Here is a 17,201-nt window from a genome sequence, read left to right on the forward strand (position 1 = left end):
GCAGGTGATCGTTGAGGTCGGCGATCAGGTGGTCGTCGAAGGCGTTGTGGACGTCCGGGCGCTCCAGGGTCAGCCAGGCCACGCCGCGGTCGTCGATCGTCAGTCGGGAAGTTGTCTGCGTCATCTCGACCTCACATCCGGAACACGCCGAAGCGGGTCTCTTCCACTTCGGCATTCATGGCGGCGGCCAGCGACAGGCCGAGGATCTCGCGGGTCTGCAGCGGGTCGATCACGCCGTCGTCCCACAGCCTGGCACTGGCGTAGGTGGGGTGGCCCTGGTGCTCGTACTGCTCGCGGGTGGGCGCCTTGAAGGCCTCTTCCTCCTCCTTGGTCCACTCGCGGCCCTCGCGCTCGATCTGCTCGCGCTTGACCTGGGAGAGCACGCCGGCGGCCTGCTCGCCGCCCATTACCGAGATGCGGGCGTTGGGCCACATGAACAGCAGGTTGGGGTCGTAGGCGCGGCCGCACATGCCGTAGTTGCCGGCGCCGAAGCTGCCGCCGATCAGCACGGTGAACTTGGGCACCTTCGCGCAGGCCACCGCGGTGACCAGCTTGGCGCCGTGCTTGGCGATGCCCTCGTGCTCGTACTTCGAGCCCACCATGAAGCCGGTGATGTTCTGCAGGAAGATCAACGGGATCTTGCGCTGTGCACACAGCTCGATGAAGTGCGCGCCTTTCACGGCACTCTCCGAGAACAGCACGCCGTTGTTGGCGACGATGCCCACCGGGTAGCCCTGGATGTGGGCGAAGCCGGTGACCAGGGTGTCGCCGTAGTAGCGCTTGAACTCGTCGAAGTCGGAGTCGTCGACGATGCGCCCGATCACCTCGCGCACGTCGTAGGGCTTCTTGAGGTCGGTGCCGACGATGCCGTAGAGCTCGCTGGGATCGAGGCGCGGGGGCTTGGGCGCCTGCATGGCGAGCTGGCCACGCTTCTGCCAGTTGAGCCGCGAGACGCAGCCACGGGCCAGCTGCAGGGCGTGGGCGTCGTTCTCGGCATAGTGGTCGGCCACGCCGCTCACCTTGGCGTGCACATCGGCGCCGCCCAGGTCCTCGGCGCTGATGCTCTCGCCGGTGGCGGCCTTCACCAGGGGCGGGCCGCCGAGGAAGATGGTGCCCTGCTCCTTGACGATGATCGACTCGTCGGCCATGGCCGGCACGTAGGCGCCGCCCGCGGTGCAGGAACCCATCACCACGGCGATCTGCGGGATGCCCTCGGCGGACAGGGTGGCCTGGTTGTAGAAGATGCGGCCGAAGTGGTCGCGATCCGGGAAGACCTCGTCCTGGCGGGGCAGGAAGGCGCCGCCGGAGTCGACCAGGTAGATGCACGGCAGACGGTGCTTGCGGGCGATCTCCTGGGCGCGCAGGTGCTTCTTCACGGTGAGCGGGAAGTAGGTGCCGCCCTTGACCGTGGCGTCGTTGGCGACGATCACGCACTCCACCCCCGAGACGCGGCCGATGCCGGTGACGACGCCGGCGGCGGGCACCGCGGAGTCGTAGACCTCATGGGCGGCCAGCGACGAGAACTCGAGGAAGGGCGAGCCCTCGTCGATCAGGTGGTCGATGCGGTCGCGCACGAACAGCTTGCCGCGGGACTCGTGGCGCTCGCGGGCCTTGGGGCCGCCGCCCTGGGCGATGGCCGCGGTCAGCTCGCGCAGCTTGCCGACCTCGTGGCGCATGGCGACGTCGTTGCCCTGGAAGACGTCGCTGCGCGGGTTGATCTGGGTCTGGAGGATGCTCATGTCCGATCCCTTGCAGTCTGGTACCAGCGCCTCACTGGCGCATTGTAGGAGCGCTGCTTGCAGCGCGATAAGCTCCCGTTGCCATCGCCTTGCACGCAAGGCTCCTACAGCGAGAAGTCACCGATCATGCCGATTCGTTAAAGATCTCGCGGCCGATCAGCATCCGGCGGATCTCGCTGGTGCCGGCGCCGATCTCGTAGAGCTTGGCATCGCGCAGCAGGCGCCCGGTCGGGTACTCGTTGATGTAGCCGTTGCCGCCGAGCAGCTGGATGGCGTCCAGCGCCACCTGGGTGGCCTTCTCCGCGCAGTAGAGGATCACGCCGGCGGCGTCCTTCCTTGACGTCTGGCCGCGGTCGCAGCCGGCAGCCACGGCGTAGAGGTAGGCGCGGCAGGCGTTCAGGGTGGTGTACATGTCGGCGATCTTGCCCTGCACCAGCTGGAACTCGCCGATGGACTGGTTGAACTGCTTCCGCTCGTGGACGTAGGGCACCACGATGTCCAGCGCCGCCTGCATGATGCCGATGGGGCCGGCGGCGAGCACGGTGCGTTCAAAGTCCAGGCCGCTCATCAGCACGCGCACGCCCTTGCCGACCTCGCCGAGCACGTTCTCTTCCGGCACCTCGCAGTCCTGGAACACCAGCTCGCAGGTGTTGGAGCCGCGCATGCCGAGCTTGTCGAGCTTCTGGGCGGTGGAGAAGCCCTTGAAGTCCTTCTCGATGATGAAGGCGGTGATCCCCCTGGAGCCGGCCTCCGGGTCGGTCTTGGCGTAAACCACCAGCACGTCGGCATCGGGGCCGTTGGTGATCCACATCTTGTTGCCGTTGAGCACGTAGTGGTCGCCGCGCTTCTCGGCCTTGAGCTTCATGGAGACCACGTCGGAGCCGGCGCCCGGCTCGGACATGGCCAGCGCGCCGACGTGCTCGCCGCTGATCAGCTTGGGCAGGTACCTGGCCTTCTGCTCCGAGCTGGCGTTGATCTTGAGCTGGTTGACGCAGAGGTTGGAGTGCGCGCCGTAGGAGAGGCCCACGGAGGCGCTGGCCCGGGAGATCTCCTCCATGGCGATGCAGTGCGCCAGGTAGCCCATGCCGCTGCCGCCGTCCTCGTCCGACACGGTGATGCCGAGCAGCCCCATGTCGCCGAACTTCTGCCAGAGGTCGTTGGGGAACTCGTTCTTCTCGTCGATCTCGGCGGCGCGCGGGGCGATCTCGTCCCGGGCGAAGGCGTTGACCTGGTCACGCAGCATGTTCAGCTCGTCGTCGAGGCCGAAGTCGAGGGGCTTGTAGGGCGTATGCATGGCGGGCTCCCGTTCTCGTCAGGTGAGGCGCCGGCCGCTCGGGCGGGGCGCCAGGGGCAAACTGTGGGTATTCAAGATGGCAGATGGCACAAGACTAGGCGAGGTTGACGTTAACGTAAAGTGCAGGTTTTGACGGCTACGACGAATGTCGAAAGGTCAATGCGAGGGACAAGGAGCAAGGGGGCAGCCATTGCGGCTGCCCCGCGGTGACTCAGCCCGCCAGCCAGCTGATCAGCTGGTGGTAGAGCGGGATGCCGATGATCACGTTGAGCGGGAAGGTGAAGCCGAGCGAGGCCAGCATCGCCAGGCCGATGTTGGCCTGGGGGATCGCCGTGCGGATGGCGGCCGGGGCGGCGATGTAGGAGGCGCTGGCGGCAAGTGCCGTGAGGATCAAGAGCGACCCGGCGGGCAGGCCCAGCGCCAGGCCGACGCTCAGGCCGGCCATCGCCAGCAGCGGCGGTGCCACCAGGGCGAAGGTGAGCAGCCGCCAGTGGAACCACGGGATCGGACGCAGGGTCTCGGCCGCGGTCAGGCCCATCTGCAGCAGGAAGAGGGCAAGCACGGCATGAAAGGCACCGGTGAAGAGCTCGGTGACGTTGGCGCCCTCCTGGGGGCCATACATGGCGCCGATCACCGCGCCGCCGGCCAGCAGGATCACGCCGCGGTTGGTCAGGGTCTCGTGCCAGATCCCCTGCATCGCTTCCCCGGCGGCCTTGCCCGCATGGCGGCGATAGAGCGCGATGGCGACCATGATCGCGGGCAGCTCCATCATCACGAGATAGAGGGTGACCTCGGCGCCGATGGGCAGGGCGCGGCTCTCGGCGAAGGCCAGCGCCACGGCGAAGGTGCCGGCGCTCACCGAGCCGTAGTGGGCGGCAATGCTGGCGCTGTCGGCGGCGGAGAGCCGGGCGAGGCGGCGCAGCACCGGCATCAGGGCCAGCGGGATCAGCGCGCCGAGGGCGGCCACCGCGGCCAATTCGGGCACCAGCGACCAGCTCAGGTTGCCGTAGAGCGCCATGCCGCCCTTGAGGCCGATGGTCAGCATCAGCAGCAGGCTCAGGGTGTCGTAGGCGGCCTTGGGGATGGTCAGGTCGGATTTCACCAGCCCGGCCAGCAGGCCGAGCAGGAAGAACATCACCACGATATCGGGCATCGGGAGGTCTCTGGTGGCTGAAGGAAAGCGCCACGCATTCTGCGAAGCCCGGCACATTGATTCCAATAAACTCTTTCGCATTGCATCATTGATGATCATCTATAGATGGCCCGGGGCACCACGACGATGAACATCCGACACCTGACCTTCCGCCTGCTGCAGGTCTATGCCGCGGTGGTGCGCGCCGGCTCGATCAGCGAGGCGGCGCGACGCCTCCACCTGACCCAACCCACGGTCTCCCAGCAGCTGCGCCGCCTGGCCGAGACGGTGGGCGAGCCGCTGCTCGAGAGCCGCCAGGGACGCCTGGTGCCCACCGAGGCGGGCGGCGAGCTCTACCGGGCGAGCCGCGAGGTGCTGGGGCGCTTCGACGACTTCGAGGACTACCTGGCCTCGCTGCGCGGCGGGGCACGGGGGCGCTGCTCCATCGCCCTGGTCAATACCGCCCAGTACGTGCTGCCGCGCCTGCTCGGCCCCTACAGCCGGGCCTTTCCCGAGGTGGACGTTACCCTGCATATCGGCAACCGCCGCCAGGTGCTGACCCGCTTCGAGCGCCAGGACGACGACCTCTACGTGTTCAGCCACCCCCCTTCGCTGGCCCATGCCCGGGCCGGCCGCTTCCTGCGCAACCCCCTGGTGGCCGTGGCGCCCCGGGGCCACCCCCTGGCGGGACGCGACCAGGTGGCGATGAGCGAGCTGCTGGGCGAGCGCTTCCTGCTGCGCGAACCCGGCTCGGCCACGCGGATGCTGTTCGAGAGCTGGCTGCAGGAACAGGGGCTGAGCCTGGGACCGACGCTGCAGATGGCCAGCAACGAGGCGATCCGTGTCGGGGTGGCCTCCGGGATGGGGCTCGCCGTGCTCTCCGAGCACGTGCTGCCGCCGGAGCATCCGGACCTGGTGATCCTGCCGGTGGCGGGGCTGCCCATCGAGAGCCACTGGCAGTTCATCGTGCGCCGCGACCGGCGGCTGCCGCATGCGGCGCTGGGGCTGCTGCGCTTCGCCGAGGGGCACCTGGGCGAGTGCGTGGAAGCCCGTTTCCTGTGCAACGAGCTCGATTCGCTGCTGGCAGGGCTCGACGCCGCCGCGGGACCTGCGCCCGGTATCAGACCCTGACATCCCTTTAACGGTCTGACACCGGAAGGAGGGCCACCGCGCAATGATCACAACAAGCTGCCGGGGAGGGGTCTTGACGTTGGCTGAGCGTCGTTACTCTCCCGAAGCCAGCGTGATAGCCTGCCTGACCAGCCTGTCTCGAGACTTGCACATCATGCGGGCCGGTCAAACGCTACACATGGAGGGTGTGCTGCCATGGCCCAGGTCCTTGCGACGGCTTCCGGAATTGCAGAGGCAGAAGCCTATCAGGGCAAGGTCCTTGGCGGGGTGTCACGCACCTTTGCCTTCACCATCCCTCAGCTCCCGGCCGATCTGCGCAAGGTCGTGACCAATGCCTACCTGCTCTGCCGTATTGCCGACACCTTGGAGGATGAACCGGCGCTTTCCGCGGTTCAGAAGACTCTCTTGCATCAACGGTTTCTGGCGGTGCTGAGAGGGGAGGAGAAGGCCCAGAGTTTCGCCCGGCAGGTCACGCCGCTTCTCTCGCCGGCCACGTCACCGGATGAGCGAGAGTTGATGGCCAACACGCCACTGGTCGTCCGCTGCACCCATAGCCTCGCAGCGCCCCAGCAGCAGGCGCTGGTCAAGTGTGTGAGCATCATGTGTCGGGGCATGGGTGATTACCAGGACAATGCCAGCCTGGAGGGCTTGGCAGACCTGGGCGAGGTGGAACGCTATTGCTATCACGTGGCAGGCGTCGTGGGTGAAATGCTCACCGAACTGTTCTGTCAGCATTCAGGCGACATCCATGAGAAGCGTGCCGAGATGCTGGCCTTGGCACCGTCGTTCGGACAAGGCCTGCAGCTCACCAATATCCTCAAGGACCTCTGGGATGATCGGCAACGTGGCGTCTGCTGGCTGCCCCGCCAGGAATTTCGGGAGTTTGGTGTGGACGTGGCGAGCCTGGCGCCGGGACGCAAGGATCCGGCGTTCGCCACCGCACTGCGCTTCATGGTCGGTATTGCGCATGCCCATTTGCGTAATGCCTTTCGCTACACCCTGATGGTTCCAGCGAAAGAAACGGGCATCAGGCGTTTCTGCTTATGGGCCATCGGCCTGGCCGTGCTCACACTCAGGCGGATAGATGCTCGGCCGACCTATTGCACGGGTCGGCAGGTCAAGGTGCCGCGCCGCACGGTCAAGGCCGCCATCGCGAGTACCCGCCTGGCGGCACGTCATGATGGGATGCTCAAGCTGCTGTTCAGCGGTGTGACCAGGGGGTTGCCACTCGGGCCGCTCGCGGGCCCGCACCCGGAATTGAGTGCATGGGCTTCTGGTGGTGATGGCTCTTCAGCGGCACGCCATGGCCGTCGGCTAGGCAATGACAAGGAGTAGACAGATAGCATGGCCAAGGAGGTGACCATTGGTTAGCACTGGCTCGAGCGAGCGCGACGAGACCGTTTCCTTCGATGACGAGGAACTGATCCTGGTCGATGTCGAGGACAGGGAGCTGGGGCATTTGAGCAAGGCCAAGTGCCACGAAGGAAGCGGTGTGCTGCATCGCGCCTTCTCGCTGTTCGTGTTCAATCACGACGGGGAGCTTCTTCTGCAGCAGCGGGCAGAAGGGAAACGCCTCTGGTCGCTGTGCTGGTCCAACAGCTGCTGTAGTCACCCACGCCGAGGCGAGCCCATGGAAGAGGCGATTCACCGCCGACTCTGGCAGGAGGTCGGCATCGAGGCGCAACTCGCCTTCCTCTACAAGTTCCGCTATCAGGTCCAGTACGGTTCAAGCGGAGCCGAGCACGAGCTTTGCTGGGTATATCTTGGGATTACTGACAATGAGCCGCGCCCCAACCGCCAGGAGATCGCCAAATGGTGCTGGATTTCACCCGCAGGGCTTGATGCCGAGCTGGCCTCCCGCCCGGAATACTATACGCCCTGGTTCAAGATGGAGTGGAGGCGATTGCGGAGTGAATTTGCCGATGAGCTCAAGCGGTATACCCGTTAGGCTCGACGGCGAAGAGCAGGGCTTTGATGGCCCGGCTGGACGTTGCCGGGCCTTTGCGGGTCTGCGGCTGTGACGCTGTCAGCGTCGGATCAGTCGGAGCGGGCGTTGGGGAAGAACAGCTGCTGACCCTTCACCTCGAACTCGGCGATGGCCTGCTGGCCCTCCTCGGAGAGCAGCCATGCGTGCCACTGCTCGGCCAGGTCGTGCTTGAGGTGGGGGTGGCGCTCCTCGGAGATCAGGATACTACCGTACTGGTTGAACAGTGCCTCGTCGCCCTCGAACAGCAGTGCCAGGTCCTGGCGGTTGTCGAAGGCGACCCAGGTGGCGCGGTCGCTCATCACGTAGGCGTCCATGCCGGCGGCGGTGTTGAGCGTCGGGCCCATGCCGCTGCCGAGCTCCCGGTACCATTCGCCGCCCGGCTCGACGCCGGCGGAATCCCACAGGCGCAGCTCGGCGCGGTTGGTGCCGCTGTCGTCGCCGCGGGAGGCGAAGGGGGCCTCGGCCTCGGCGATCCGCGACAGGGCCTCGGCCACGGTCTCGGCCTCACTGATGCCGGCCGGGTCGCCCCCCGGGCCGATGAGCACGAAGTCGTTGTACATCACGTCGGCGCGCTCGGTGCCGTAGCCCTCTTCCACGAAGCGCTCCTCGCCGACGGTATCGTGCACCAGCAGGCTGTCGGCGTCGCCGCGACGGGCGATCTCGAAGGCCTGGCCGGTGCCCACGGCGACGACGCGAACGTCGATGCCGGTTTCTTCAGTGAACTGCGGGATGATGGTGTCGAACAGGCCCGAGGCCTCGGTGGAGGTGGTCGAGGCCAGGGTGATGAAGGGGGCCTCGTCCTGGGCCGAGGCGCCCAGCGAGAGGCCTGTCAAACCGATGGCGACGAGGGTGAGTCCTGCTGTCTTCATGGTGCCTTTCCTTCTTTTGCGAGTGGTGCGTGGTGGCAGTGAGCGGTGAGTGGTTGGCGTCAGCGGTCTACCAGACCAGCTCGCCGCGGATGAAGGCCCTGCCTTCCGGCGTCTGCGGGTCGGCGAAGAAGCGCTCGGCCGGGCTGTGCTCGACCAGCCGGCCGCCGAAGAGCAGCACGATGTCGTCGGCCAGGCGATGGGCCTGCTGAAGGTCGTGGGTGGTCATCAGGATGCGCGTGCCGCGGCGGTGGAAGTCGCGCACGGCGGCCTCCACCGCCTGGATGGCGGCCGGGTCGAGGGCGGCGGTGGGCTCGTCGAGGAACAGCACCTCGGGCTCAGCCAGCCAGGCGCGGGCCAGCGCCAGGCGCTGCTGCTCGCCCCCCGAGAGTACCCGGGCCGGGCGCTTCTCGAGGGCCGCCAGGCCGAAGCGCTCCAGCGCCTCGCGGGCCCGCACCTTGCGACGACGGCGGGGCGTGCCGTTGATCGCCAGGGCATAGGTGAGGTTGGCGAGTGCCGAGCGCTTGAGCAGTACCGGTCGCTGGAAGACCATCGCCTGGCGGGGCGGGCGGCCCTCCCAGCTTACGCGGCCATGGGTGGGCGCCAGCAGGCCATGGGCCAGGCGCATCAGCAGGCTCTTGCCGGCGCCGTTGGGGCCCATCACCAGGGTGCGATGGCAGCCCTCAAGGCGCAGGTCGAGGGGGTGCAGCAGGGTCTGGCTGCGATGGGCGAAGCCGACGCCCTCCAGCGCGAGCGGGGGGATGGCTGTCACCGGGAGCCGCCTGAGGTCGTTCATCCCAGCCGCCTCCGCGCCGTCTCGCCCACCAGGTGGGCGGCGGCGTTGACCAGCGCGACCAGCCCGAGCAGCACGATGCCCAGCCCCAGCGCCAGGGGCAGGTTGCCCTTGCTGGTCTCCAGCACGATGGCGGTGGTCATCACGCGGGTGACGCCGTCGATATTGCCGCCGACGATCATCACCGCCCCGACCTCGGCGCTGGCCCGGCCGAAGCCGGCCAGCATCACGGTCGTCAGGCCGAAGCGGGCATCCCACAGCAGGGTCGGGATGCGGCGCGCCCGCGACACGCCCATGGAGGTGAGCTGCTCGCGGTAGTCGCCATGGAGCTCCTCGACCTGCTGGCGGGTCAGGGCGGCGATGATCGGCAGCACCAGGATCACCTGGGCGATCACCATGGCGCCGGGGGTGAAGAGCAGGCCGAACTCGCCCAGCGGCCCGGCCCGGGAGAGCAGCAGGTAGACCGCCAGCCCGGCCACCACCGGGGGCAGCCCCATCAGCGCATTGAGGATCACGATCACCGCCCCGCGGCCGGGAAAGCGCCACAGCGCCAGGGCCGCGCCCAGCGGCAGGGCAATCAGCGCGGCGATCACCACGGCGGACAGCGAGACCTGCAGCGACAGCGCCACGATCCCGATCAGGTCGGGGTCGCGCCCGAGGATCAGGGCCAGGGCGGTCTGGAAGGCGTTGGTCTCGTCGGACATCGTTTGCTCCTGCGGTCTCCCTGCATCATGTGCGTTGAAGCGCGGTGACGCACCCAACGCTGTAATTCATGCAGTACCATGCAGGATAACGACAGTTCTGGCGCCAGGAGGGACCTTGCACCATGGAGATCGACCGGGGACGTTCATCCCCTGCCTACCTGACCACCGCCGAGGTGGCCGACTACCTGCGCCTCAAGGAGCGCAAGGTCTATGACCTGGTGCGCCAGGGGGCGATGCCCTGCGTGCGGGTGACCGGCAAGCTGCTCTTCCCGCGCCAGAGCATCGACCTCTGGCTGATGAACCACCTGGAGGGCGACCGGGCGAGCAGCCGGCCGGTGCCCGTGGTGCTGGCGGGCAGCCAGGACCCGCTGCTGGAGTGGGCGGTGCGCGAGAGCGGGGCGGGGCTGGCGCTGCTCTGCCACGGCAGCGGCGACGGGGTGCGGCGGCTGCTGGCCGGCGAGGCTATGGTGGCCGGACTGCACCTGCTGGACGAACAAAGCGGTGGCTACAACCGGCCCGAGGCGCTGGGGCTCTCCGGCATGCGCGACCTGGTGATGGTGCGCTGGGCGACGCGTCGCCAGGGGCTGCTGCTGGCGCCGGACAACCCCCTGGGTATCGCCGGCCTCGAGGACCTGGCCGGGGAGAGGGTGCGCCTGGCCCATCGCCAGCCCGATGCCGGGGCCCAGCGGCTGCTGACCTGGCTGCTGGCCCGGGCGGGGATCGATGCCAGGCGGCTGCGCTTCACCGCGCACCCCTCGCTCAACGAGGACGACCTGGCACTGGCGATCCGCCAGGGCGAGGCGGACGCCGGGCTCGGGGTCGAGGCGGCGGCCCGCCGCCAGGGGCTGGCCTTCGTGCCGCTGCATGAGGAGGCCTTCGACCTGGCCCTGCGGCGGCGCAGCTACTTCGAGCCGCCGATCCAGCGGCTTCTCGCCTTCGCCCGGGAGGCGCGCTTCGCCGAACGGGCCGAGGCGCTGGGCGGCTACGACATCGGCGAACTCGGGCGGGTGGTCTACAACGCCTGAGCAAGGGCCGCGCTGGACGCGGCCCGGTGGTTGAGCTCAGCCCCTGGCGTTCATGCAGTTGTCGTAGAAGGTGACGGTGGCGGGCCAGTCGCTGAACAGGCCGATGATGCCGACGTCGCGGGCGAGCACGTCGAGGGTGAGCAGCTTGTCACCGTCGTTGTCGATCACGTCATCCGTGGTGCTGTGATACCACTCGCCGTCGTCGGCCAGCGGCCCGGAGCGCTCGAAGGTCCAGGCGATGAGGTCGAGCCCGGCCGCCTTGGCGCGCTCGGCATAGACAGAGGGGACAATGCGGCTCTCTTCGTCACTCGCTTCGGGGTTGGAGGCCAGCAGCATCCACATCGGCGGGGCGAGGATCTTCACGCCTTGCTCGGCCAGTTCCTCCATGCTTGGTGACCAGGTGGCGGGGTCGGTGTGATCGAAGTCGTCCAGGTTGTAGCGGTCGTCGAGGTAGACGGCCTGATTACCGAACTCGGGCGCGTTGTCGATCCAGTAGCGGACGTCGTCCAGATTGAACGACTGGACGTAGACGTCGCTCGCCGGTATGTCCGCCGCCCGGTATTCGTCGATCATCTTCTGGGCGTAGTCGGCCTGACTCATGCCGTGGAAGGGCATCTCGACACTCGGTGCCTTTAGCTCCGGGGTCATCTTCACGCCCAGCGCCTTGAACAGCTCGATGCTTTCCGCGTGGGTCATCAAGGTGCCGCGAGAGTCATAGCGGTCCGTACGCCAGCCGGGGGTGCCGGCGAGGTACGCCTCGATGCTGCTCGCTTCGGTGTTGACGCCTTCCATCTTGCCCTCGAGCGTGCGGAAGTCCGCCAGGCTGATATCGCTGGTGCAGCACTGGATGTCCGCTGCATTGGTCAGCTCACCCGCCTCGTTGAAGGCCGGTGGCACGCTGCACTTCTGCGCCAGGTCGGTGGCGACGATGTTGGTGGTGGAGTGGAGGTCGCACTGGGAGTGGCGGCAGACGAGAGCCTGGTCGGCGGTAAAGGTGACGTCACACTCGAGGATGCCGGCCCCCATCTGGGCGCCGGCCAGGTACGATTCGCGAGTGTGCTCGGGGAACTGCATGGGCGCGCCGCGGTGGCTGATGCTGAAGTCGCTGCGCTGCCAGTCTTCGGTGCTGGCGGCGCAGCGCATGAGCTCGGCCTTGAGCTCACGTGACCGCTGGGTCTCTTCGTCCATGTCCTGAACCAGAAAGAGCGGACGAGGACCGAGGGTGACGTGGCTGGCGGCGGTGACCTCGTCCTGGGCGGCGACGGTCGCGGGGGCGAGCAGCAGCATTGCCAGGCTGAAGAGGATGATAATAGAGGGGCGTGGTTTCATGGTCACCTCGCGTTTCTTCTTTGATGGAAAGGAGGGGCTCACCTGTCCAGCATGCCCGATGAGGTGTGACCACAGGGTGACATCCGCGTGTCGGGCAGGCCGGGTCTCTCAGCGTAGAAGATCTGGCGGACAGGGACGGTGCTGCCCACAGCCGACGCCCATGGGTCTGGCGGCCTACAACACCTGAAACGCGCATGCCCAACGCCACAGGAAGCCGCCACGGCTCGATGGCGAGCCGTGGCGGTAAAGGACGTGCTGCTTGTTCACCCTGGTTCCTGTCGGGGTGGCGCGTTATTTCCGGCGCTCGGTGTCAGTGCCACCAGGGGTCGGGAGACGAGATGGTCGCCGCCGGTGCCGCCCTTGCTCCCATCGTGCGCGGCCCCAGCTGCTGTTGCATCGTTGTCGGTACCACGGTGGATGTCTTCGCCTTGTCGTAAAGGCGTTGCGTGCGCTCTTCCAGATACACCGAGTCTGCCGCCATGAGGGGAGCGATGGGAAGCAGTGCGATGATCAGGGCCGAGCTGAATGCCATGAGTTTCATGGTCATTGCCTCGTTGAGGTATCGAGGCAGTAACGGTCATCTGTCGCCGATCCTGGATGCCGAGTGACGCTCCGATACCGGGGTGGATCCTACGGCGCCATGCCATGCCGGCATGCGCCGTGCCGTCGGCCTGGTGGATCTCGAGGGGGGCAAGGAAAGCGTCCCTGCAGGACACGCGGGCTCATCTGGAGGACTCGCTCATGGCCTGTGTGCAGGGTCTTGTGATCGCCGTCAGGGAGGTCTGGCTTGGGCTGCTTAATTGTAGCTCACGGTACGTAAAGTGAATCGTTTCTATGTGGGAATTTTTTTCACTTTATGGGGCATCTGAGTGCGTTCCAGGTGTAAAAGCCGGCCGGATTTCCGGCCAAAGAAGGGCCTGATGAAGCCGCCAGGAATAAGATAATCGTGAAACGATAAGCTGGAAATGTCGCTTCGTCATCCGGGAAAAGGTCACAGGTGTTGCGCTCGACATCGAGGAAGTGGCCTGCCAGCACCGGTCGGGTACTGGCAGGCAAAGGAAGGGGAGAGTCCCCCTCGTGCGTCGTCATTGCCGGTGTTTTACGCATCAAGATCGCAATACGCGACGGGAATATCCTCGGTCTTGTCGAACCGCCCATCGAGGATCGCGCGGTAGCGCGTCCTGGCACGCTGGCGGTGTCCCCGGGCCAGCCAGGCGACGAGATGGGCGCTGAGCTCCCGGGCATCGTCGTCTACCCCGTGGATGAAGCTCGACTTGCGACGGCGCAGGAACGGCAGTCCCAGCACGTAGAGCCCCGGGGCATCGACCACGCCGCCGTGGTGGCGCAGCTGCCCCTTGCGGTCGAGCACCGGCACCTGCAACCAGCGGTAGTCGGGGCGATAGCCGGTGGCTCACAGCACGGTGCGGATCCCGCCATGGGCGAGGTCCAGCCCCAGGCAGGGGGCGTCCGGCAGGCGGGTCGGCGGGAAGCGCTGCGGTGCCTCGAGGCAGCCGTCCAGCCCCCGGGCCTGCGCCCAGGCATCGAGGGTGTCGAGCAGCCGTCCCAGCTTGAGGTCCGCCGCGGCGCAGTGGGCCGACAGCGAGCCCGAGAACTGCAGCCGAGTGCCCTGCAGGCCCACCAGGCGGCCGACCAGCCTGACGCCCCGCGCGCTCAGGGCATTCAGGTCCAGGGTGGCGGGGGCGTCGCCGCCGGCCAGCTGTGGCGAGGGCAGGCGGCGGGCCCGCTCGATGTCGTCCACCTCGTCGAAGCGCTGGTCGTGGATGCCGGCCGCCTCCAGCCACCACTGGATGTCCCGCCCCCGGTAGCGGCGAGGCAGGCGCACGTGCTCGCCCACCGAGAGGGTCACCGCATGGCCGGCGCGCTGTAGCTCGTCGGCGAGCTGCAGCCCGCTGGCCGAGGCCCCCACCACCAGCACGCCGCCCGGCGCCAACTGGCCCGGGTGGCGATATTCCCGCGCCGTCAGCTGGTCGACCGACGCCGGCAGTGCCTTGGCCAGGGGAGCTATTACGGGCAGATTGAAGGCACCGCTGGCGATCACCACCGCCCGGCAGCGCCACTCGCCCCGGTCGGTGATGACCCGGTAGCCACCGTCTGCCTGCCGCACCGACAGCACCCTGGTGCCGGCCTCTACCGGGGCCGAGAGTCGCCGCGCATAGTCGCGCAGGAAGTCGACCACCTGGGGCATGGTCATGAAGCCGTCCGGGTCGGGCCCCGCATAGCGGAGCCCGGGCAGCCGGCATTGCCAGTTGGGGGTCAGCAGCCTGAGCGAGTCCCATCGCTCGTGGCGCCATGCGTTGCCCACCTCGCCACGCTCCAGCAGCACATGCTCGATGCCGGCCCGGCCGAGGTAGTGGCTCATGGCGAGCCCGGCCTGGCCCGCGCCGATGACCACCACGGTCACGGTGCGGGCCGGGGAGGGACGCCGGCCTGGACGAGCCTCGCTCATTTCACCTGCACCGAGACGTGGGTGGGGTTGGTGAGGAGGTCGTAGACCGCCGAGCGCTTCTGCGACTGGGCGACCAGGGCCTCGATCTCCTCGCGGGTGGCGTCGGCATCGATCTCGAAGGTGACGCGGACGTCGTCGAAGCCGTTGCGCACGTCGCGGTCCATGCCGAGGATGCCCTGGATGTCCATGTCGCCCTCCAGGCGGGCGCGCACCGAGTTGAGCTGGATGCCGCGGTGCTGGGCGACGGCGGCAACACCGGCGCTCAGGCAGCCGGCAAGGCCCACCAGCACGTACTCCACGGGGGTGGGGCCATGGTCCTCGGAGGCGAAGACCTCGGGGTGGTCGGTATCGAAGGCGAAGCGGGTCTTGTGCTGCTGCTCCTCGCCGAGGCCGTGGAAGCCCTCGACGGTGGCGCGGCTGTGGGTACCCATCACCCAGTCGCAGCTGGCGCGCCAGGTGAAGCGGGCGGCCTCGGGGGCCTGGGACAGGGCCTCGCGGGCGCCCAGCAGGGCGGTGACGTTGACGCCGTTGTCGATCTCGCGGATGGCGGTCTGCATGGTGGTCTCTCCTCGGGGTTGTCGTTGTATGACGGGTGGGCTCACCCGTCAGGCACGACTGTGCGGCCGGCACGTGGGAGCCGGCGTGGGAGAGTCCGTGGTTTTTCAGGCGGCGGGCGTGGAATCGGCGGGGAGGCCGGGGAGGATCGCCTGGAAGGCCCAGACGCGCTCCAGCGGCATGCCGGCCTGGTGCTGGGCGAGGCGCACCGACTCGGCATCGGGGGCCCGGTAGAGGCAGAGCATGCGTCGGGCGTCCCGTGAGAAGTAGGTGCGCACGAAGCGCACCCGGTGGTTCTGCAGGCAGGCCGCGCCGGCATCCTCGCGGGCCTGGATCGCCGCGAGGCTGATCGGCGCGGCGAAGGCGCGCTCCACCAGCACGTTGGCCGCGGCGAGCCTGCCGGCGTCGAGTCCCGGCGCGTCGTGGACCGTGCCGGGCCAGAGGGTGGTGATCTCGGCACCGGCCTGGCGCAGGGCGAGGCGTGCGGACTCGGCATCGGGGGCACGGAAGCGGCAGACCATGCGTCGGCCGTCCCGTGCCAGCAGGCTGCCTTGCCAGGCGACCCGGTGAAGGACGAAGCAGCTCTCCGCTGCCTCCGACAGCGTCATGACCAGCTCGGCGCTGAGCGATGTCGCGAAGAGACGCTCCAGGATGAGCTCGATCATGCGGTGTCCTCCGGCCGGGTGTCGACCAGCAGGGTCGCCGACCTGAGCCGTGCCCAGCGGGCGACCGGCCACCGGGCGAACTCGGCCGCCGCCTGGGCGTGGTGGCGGTGCGCGTCGATCTCCCCGATGGCCCGGTGGGCCTCGGCCAGCACGCCATGGGCGAGCAGCTGCTCGGTGGCACGCTCCAGGGTCCGGGCGTGGGTCAGGGCCTCCCCGGCCCGGGCGATGGCGTCGAGCGCTCGCCCGCGCTCGAGGTCGAGCCGGGCGGCATGGATCAGCAGCCCGCAGAGCCGGTGCCTGGCGTCGGCATCACGCAGCTTCGCCAGGGCGGCTTCCAGGATGAGCGACTGGTCATCGAGGGCCTGGTCCTCCAGGGCATAGCGGCAGAGCGCCAGGGCGGCACAGGCGAAGGGGGCCTCGCTGCCCTCGCGTAGCTTCTCGCCGATCTCCACGAGGGTGATACCGCGCCTCAGGGCCTCGGGGAAGTGGCCGCGCTCGAGCTCCAGCATCAGCAGGCCCTCGTTGGCCTGGAACTCACCGAGCCGATCGCCGCTGGCCTTGCACAGGGTCCGCGCCTCCTTGAAGTGGCCCTCCGCCTCCTCCAGCCGGTTGTCGTGGAAGCGCATCAGGGCAAGGGCCATGGGGATGGCGGGATGGCTCAGCCGCTGTCGGTCGGCCAGCGCGCGGGCCTCGTCGAGCATGGCGGCGGCCCGGTCGAGGTCACGCTCCAGCATCGCCAGGCACTTCGCCGTCTCTGCCATGGCAACGACCTGGTCCCGGTCCTCGGCGCTGTGGGTGACCCGCTCGGCCTGCAGGGCCTCCGCGTGGGCATCCCGCCACTGGCCATGGGACCAGCGAACCTGGCTGGCGAGCTGGTAGCCGAGCCGCGCATGGGCGAGGGCGCCATGCTCCAGGGCCTGTTCGGCGAGGGCCACCAGTTCCCTGGCCGTGTCCTGCCAGTCCGCCAGGGGGGCGGCATGGAGCATCACGTCGCGCAGCTCGAGCAGCAGGCAGACCCGGCGGGCGCCGCCTAGTCGCTCGGCCATCTCGACACCCTGGCGGGCGAGTTGCAGAGCCTCGTCGTTGGCGAAGAAGCGCAGGCAGGCGCGTCCTGCCGCGACCAGGGCCTCGGCGGCCAGCGCCGGGTCGCCGCTGCGTCGGGCGTGGTGGGCGAGCTCGGCGGCACTCTCCAGGTCGAGGTGGGCATCGCCGAGCCGCTGCTCGGCGACATGGCGGTGCATCAGCTGGCGCCGCGCCGGGGAGATCGCCTCGTAGAGGCGGCGCGGCAGGTCGTCGTCGGCGAAGCAGAGCCCGTGCTCGGTGGCCTGCAGCAGGCCGCGGCGCTCGGCGACCTCGAGGGCCGCGCCGATGCGCCGGGCCTCGAGTCCGCTGAGCCGGGCCAATATGACGACATTCGGGCAGGCGCCCAGCAGCGTGGCCCAGCGCAACACCTCCAGGGGCTCGCCCTCGAGAGGCTCTGCCTCCAGCGAAGTCGGCGCCACGTCCGGGGGAGT

16 protein-coding genes and 1 pseudogene are annotated in these 17,201 nt (G+C 68.3%); 4 read left to right on the forward strand and 13 right to left on the reverse strand.

The annotated features are described in order from the left end of the window. Positions 1-131: 131 nt before the first annotated feature. The 3 genes from SCI24_RS17240 to SCI24_RS17250 form a co-directional block, all read right to left on the reverse strand. Entirely contained in the window at positions 132-1,739 is a 1,608-nt protein-coding gene (locus SCI24_RS17240) for a carboxyl transferase domain-containing protein (protein ID WP_318726553.1), read from the reverse strand. Between the two features lie 124 nt (positions 1,740-1,863). Continuing rightward, a complete protein-coding gene (locus SCI24_RS17245; RefSeq protein ID WP_318726554.1) occupies positions 1,864-3,033 on the reverse strand; it encodes an isovaleryl-CoA dehydrogenase in 1,170 nt (389 codons plus the stop codon). A gap of 211 nt (positions 3,034-3,244) precedes the next feature. After that, a complete protein-coding gene (locus SCI24_RS17250; RefSeq protein WP_318726555.1) occupies positions 3,245-4,186 on the reverse strand; it encodes a sodium-dependent bicarbonate transport family permease in 942 nt (313 codons plus the stop codon). 126 nt (positions 4,187-4,312) lie between these two features. Between SCI24_RS17250 and SCI24_RS17255 the strand changes: the two genes are divergently transcribed. The 3 genes from SCI24_RS17255 to idi all read left to right on the forward strand — a co-directional run bounded on the left by SCI24_RS17255 (position 4,313) and on the right by idi (position 7,244). Then, the gene (locus tag SCI24_RS17255; protein WP_318726556.1) at positions 4,313-5,296 is read left to right on the forward strand and encodes a LysR family transcriptional regulator; all 984 of its coding nucleotides are present in this window, start codon (positions 4,313-4,315) and stop codon (positions 5,294-5,296) included. A 195-nt stretch (positions 5,297-5,491) separates the two neighbouring features. Then, positions 5,492-6,631 (forward strand): phytoene/squalene synthase family protein, encoded by a 1,140-nt coding sequence (locus SCI24_RS17260; protein ID WP_318726557.1) that lies wholly within the window; start codon positions 5,492-5,494, stop codon positions 6,629-6,631. A 28-nt stretch (positions 6,632-6,659) separates the two neighbouring features. Then, on the forward strand, positions 6,660-7,244 hold the full coding sequence (idi, locus tag SCI24_RS17265; RefSeq protein WP_318726558.1) for an isopentenyl-diphosphate Delta-isomerase: 585 nt from the start codon (positions 6,660-6,662) through the stop codon (positions 7,242-7,244). 89 nt (positions 7,245-7,333) lie between these two features. Here the strand turns inward: idi and SCI24_RS17270 are convergent, their stop codons facing one another. The 3 genes from SCI24_RS17270 to SCI24_RS17280 all read right to left on the reverse strand — a co-directional run bounded on the left by SCI24_RS17270 (position 7,334) and on the right by SCI24_RS17280 (position 9,646). Next, complete coding sequence (locus SCI24_RS17270) at positions 7,334-8,152, reverse strand: substrate-binding domain-containing protein (protein WP_318726559.1); 819 nt, start codon at positions 8,150-8,152, stop codon at positions 7,334-7,336. A 67-nt stretch (positions 8,153-8,219) separates the two neighbouring features. Continuing rightward, on the reverse strand, positions 8,220-8,921 hold the full coding sequence (locus SCI24_RS17275; protein WP_318726560.1) for an ATP-binding cassette domain-containing protein: 702 nt from the start codon (positions 8,919-8,921) through the stop codon (positions 8,220-8,222). Positions 8,922-8,941: 20 nt separating this feature from the next. Beyond that, positions 8,942-9,646 (reverse strand): ABC transporter permease, encoded by a 705-nt coding sequence (locus SCI24_RS17280; protein WP_318726561.1) that lies wholly within the window; start codon positions 9,644-9,646, stop codon positions 8,942-8,944. A gap of 122 nt (positions 9,647-9,768) precedes the next feature. On the opposite strand from SCI24_RS17280, the gene SCI24_RS17285 reads away from it, so the two are divergent. Beyond that, complete coding sequence (locus tag SCI24_RS17285) at positions 9,769-10,671, forward strand: helix-turn-helix transcriptional regulator (RefSeq protein WP_318726562.1); 903 nt, start codon at positions 9,769-9,771, stop codon at positions 10,669-10,671. 36 nt (positions 10,672-10,707) lie between these two features. On the opposite strand, the gene SCI24_RS17290 is transcribed toward SCI24_RS17285, so the two are convergent. The 7 genes and pseudogenes from SCI24_RS17290 to SCI24_RS17320 all read right to left on the reverse strand — a co-directional run. Further along, the gene (locus tag SCI24_RS17290; protein WP_318726563.1) at positions 10,708-12,000 is read right to left on the reverse strand and encodes a glycerophosphodiester phosphodiesterase family protein; all 1,293 of its coding nucleotides are present in this window, start codon (positions 11,998-12,000) and stop codon (positions 10,708-10,710) included. Positions 12,001-12,310: 310 nt separating this feature from the next. Further along, entirely contained in the window at positions 12,311-12,541 is a 231-nt protein-coding gene (locus SCI24_RS17295; RefSeq protein WP_318726564.1) for a hypothetical protein, read from the reverse strand. A 558-nt stretch (positions 12,542-13,099) separates the two neighbouring features. Further along, complete coding sequence (locus SCI24_RS17300) at positions 13,100-13,369, reverse strand: hypothetical protein (protein WP_318726565.1); 270 nt, start codon at positions 13,367-13,369, stop codon at positions 13,100-13,102. A gap of 42 nt (positions 13,370-13,411) precedes the next feature. After that, positions 13,412-14,467, reverse strand: coding sequence for an NAD(P)-binding domain-containing protein (locus SCI24_RS17305; protein WP_318726566.1), 1,056 nt, complete (start codon positions 14,465-14,467; stop codon positions 13,412-13,414). After that, positions 14,464-15,024: an OsmC family protein gene (locus tag SCI24_RS17310; protein ID WP_318726567.1), complete on the reverse strand. Its 561-nt coding sequence runs from the start codon at positions 15,022-15,024 to the stop codon at positions 14,464-14,466. The genes SCI24_RS17305 and SCI24_RS17310 overlap by 4 nt, the downstream gene beginning before the upstream one ends. A gap of 105 nt (positions 15,025-15,129) precedes the next feature. Then, a complete protein-coding gene (locus tag SCI24_RS17315) occupies positions 15,130-15,687 on the reverse strand; it encodes a DUF4242 domain-containing protein (RefSeq protein WP_318726568.1) in 558 nt (185 codons plus the stop codon). Then, positions 15,684-17,201, reverse strand: a pseudogene (locus SCI24_RS17320) (hypothetical protein); the annotation flags it as partial. The gene SCI24_RS17315 and the pseudogene SCI24_RS17320, both read right to left, overlap by 4 nt.

Origin of the sequence: Halomonas sp., assembly GCF_033549285.1 — a bacterium.
Taxonomy (GTDB): domain Bacteria; phylum Pseudomonadota; class Gammaproteobacteria; order Pseudomonadales; family Halomonadaceae; genus Halomonas.

Excerpts from the sequence above, each read along its gene's own strand:
- SCI24_RS17240 (WP_318726553.1), bottom strand. The coding sequence starts at position 1,739 with ATGAGCATCCTCCAGACCCAGATCAACCCGCGCAGCGACGTCTTCCAG.
- SCI24_RS17245 (WP_318726554.1), bottom strand. The coding sequence starts at position 3,033 with ATGCATACGCCCTACAAGCCCCTCGACTTCGGCCTCGACGACGAGCTG.
- SCI24_RS17250 (WP_318726555.1), bottom strand. The coding sequence starts at position 4,186 with ATGCCCGATATCGTGGTGATGTTCTTCCTGCTCGGCCTGCTGGCCGGG.
- SCI24_RS17255 (WP_318726556.1), top strand. The coding sequence starts at position 4,313 with ATGAACATCCGACACCTGACCTTCCGCCTGCTGCAGGTCTATGCCGCG.
- SCI24_RS17260 (WP_318726557.1), top strand. The coding sequence starts at position 5,492 with ATGGCCCAGGTCCTTGCGACGGCTTCCGGAATTGCAGAGGCAGAAGCC.
- SCI24_RS17270 (WP_318726559.1), bottom strand. The coding sequence starts at position 8,152 with ATGAAGACAGCAGGACTCACCCTCGTCGCCATCGGTTTGACAGGCCTC.
- SCI24_RS17280 (WP_318726561.1), bottom strand. The coding sequence starts at position 9,646 with ATGTCCGACGAGACCAACGCCTTCCAGACCGCCCTGGCCCTGATCCTC.
- SCI24_RS17285 (WP_318726562.1), top strand. The coding sequence starts at position 9,769 with ATGGAGATCGACCGGGGACGTTCATCCCCTGCCTACCTGACCACCGCC.
- SCI24_RS17290 (WP_318726563.1), bottom strand. The coding sequence starts at position 12,000 with ATGAAACCACGCCCCTCTATTATCATCCTCTTCAGCCTGGCAATGCTG.
- SCI24_RS17295 (WP_318726564.1), bottom strand. The coding sequence starts at position 12,541 with ATGAAACTCATGGCATTCAGCTCGGCCCTGATCATCGCACTGCTTCCC.
- SCI24_RS17305 (WP_318726566.1), bottom strand. The coding sequence starts at position 14,467 with ATGAGCGAGGCTCGTCCAGGCCGGCGTCCCTCCCCGGCCCGCACCGTG.
- SCI24_RS17310 (WP_318726567.1), bottom strand. The coding sequence starts at position 15,024 with ATGCAGACCGCCATCCGCGAGATCGACAACGGCGTCAACGTCACCGCC.
- SCI24_RS17315 (WP_318726568.1), bottom strand. The coding sequence starts at position 15,687 with ATGATCGAGCTCATCCTGGAGCGTCTCTTCGCGACATCGCTCAGCGCC.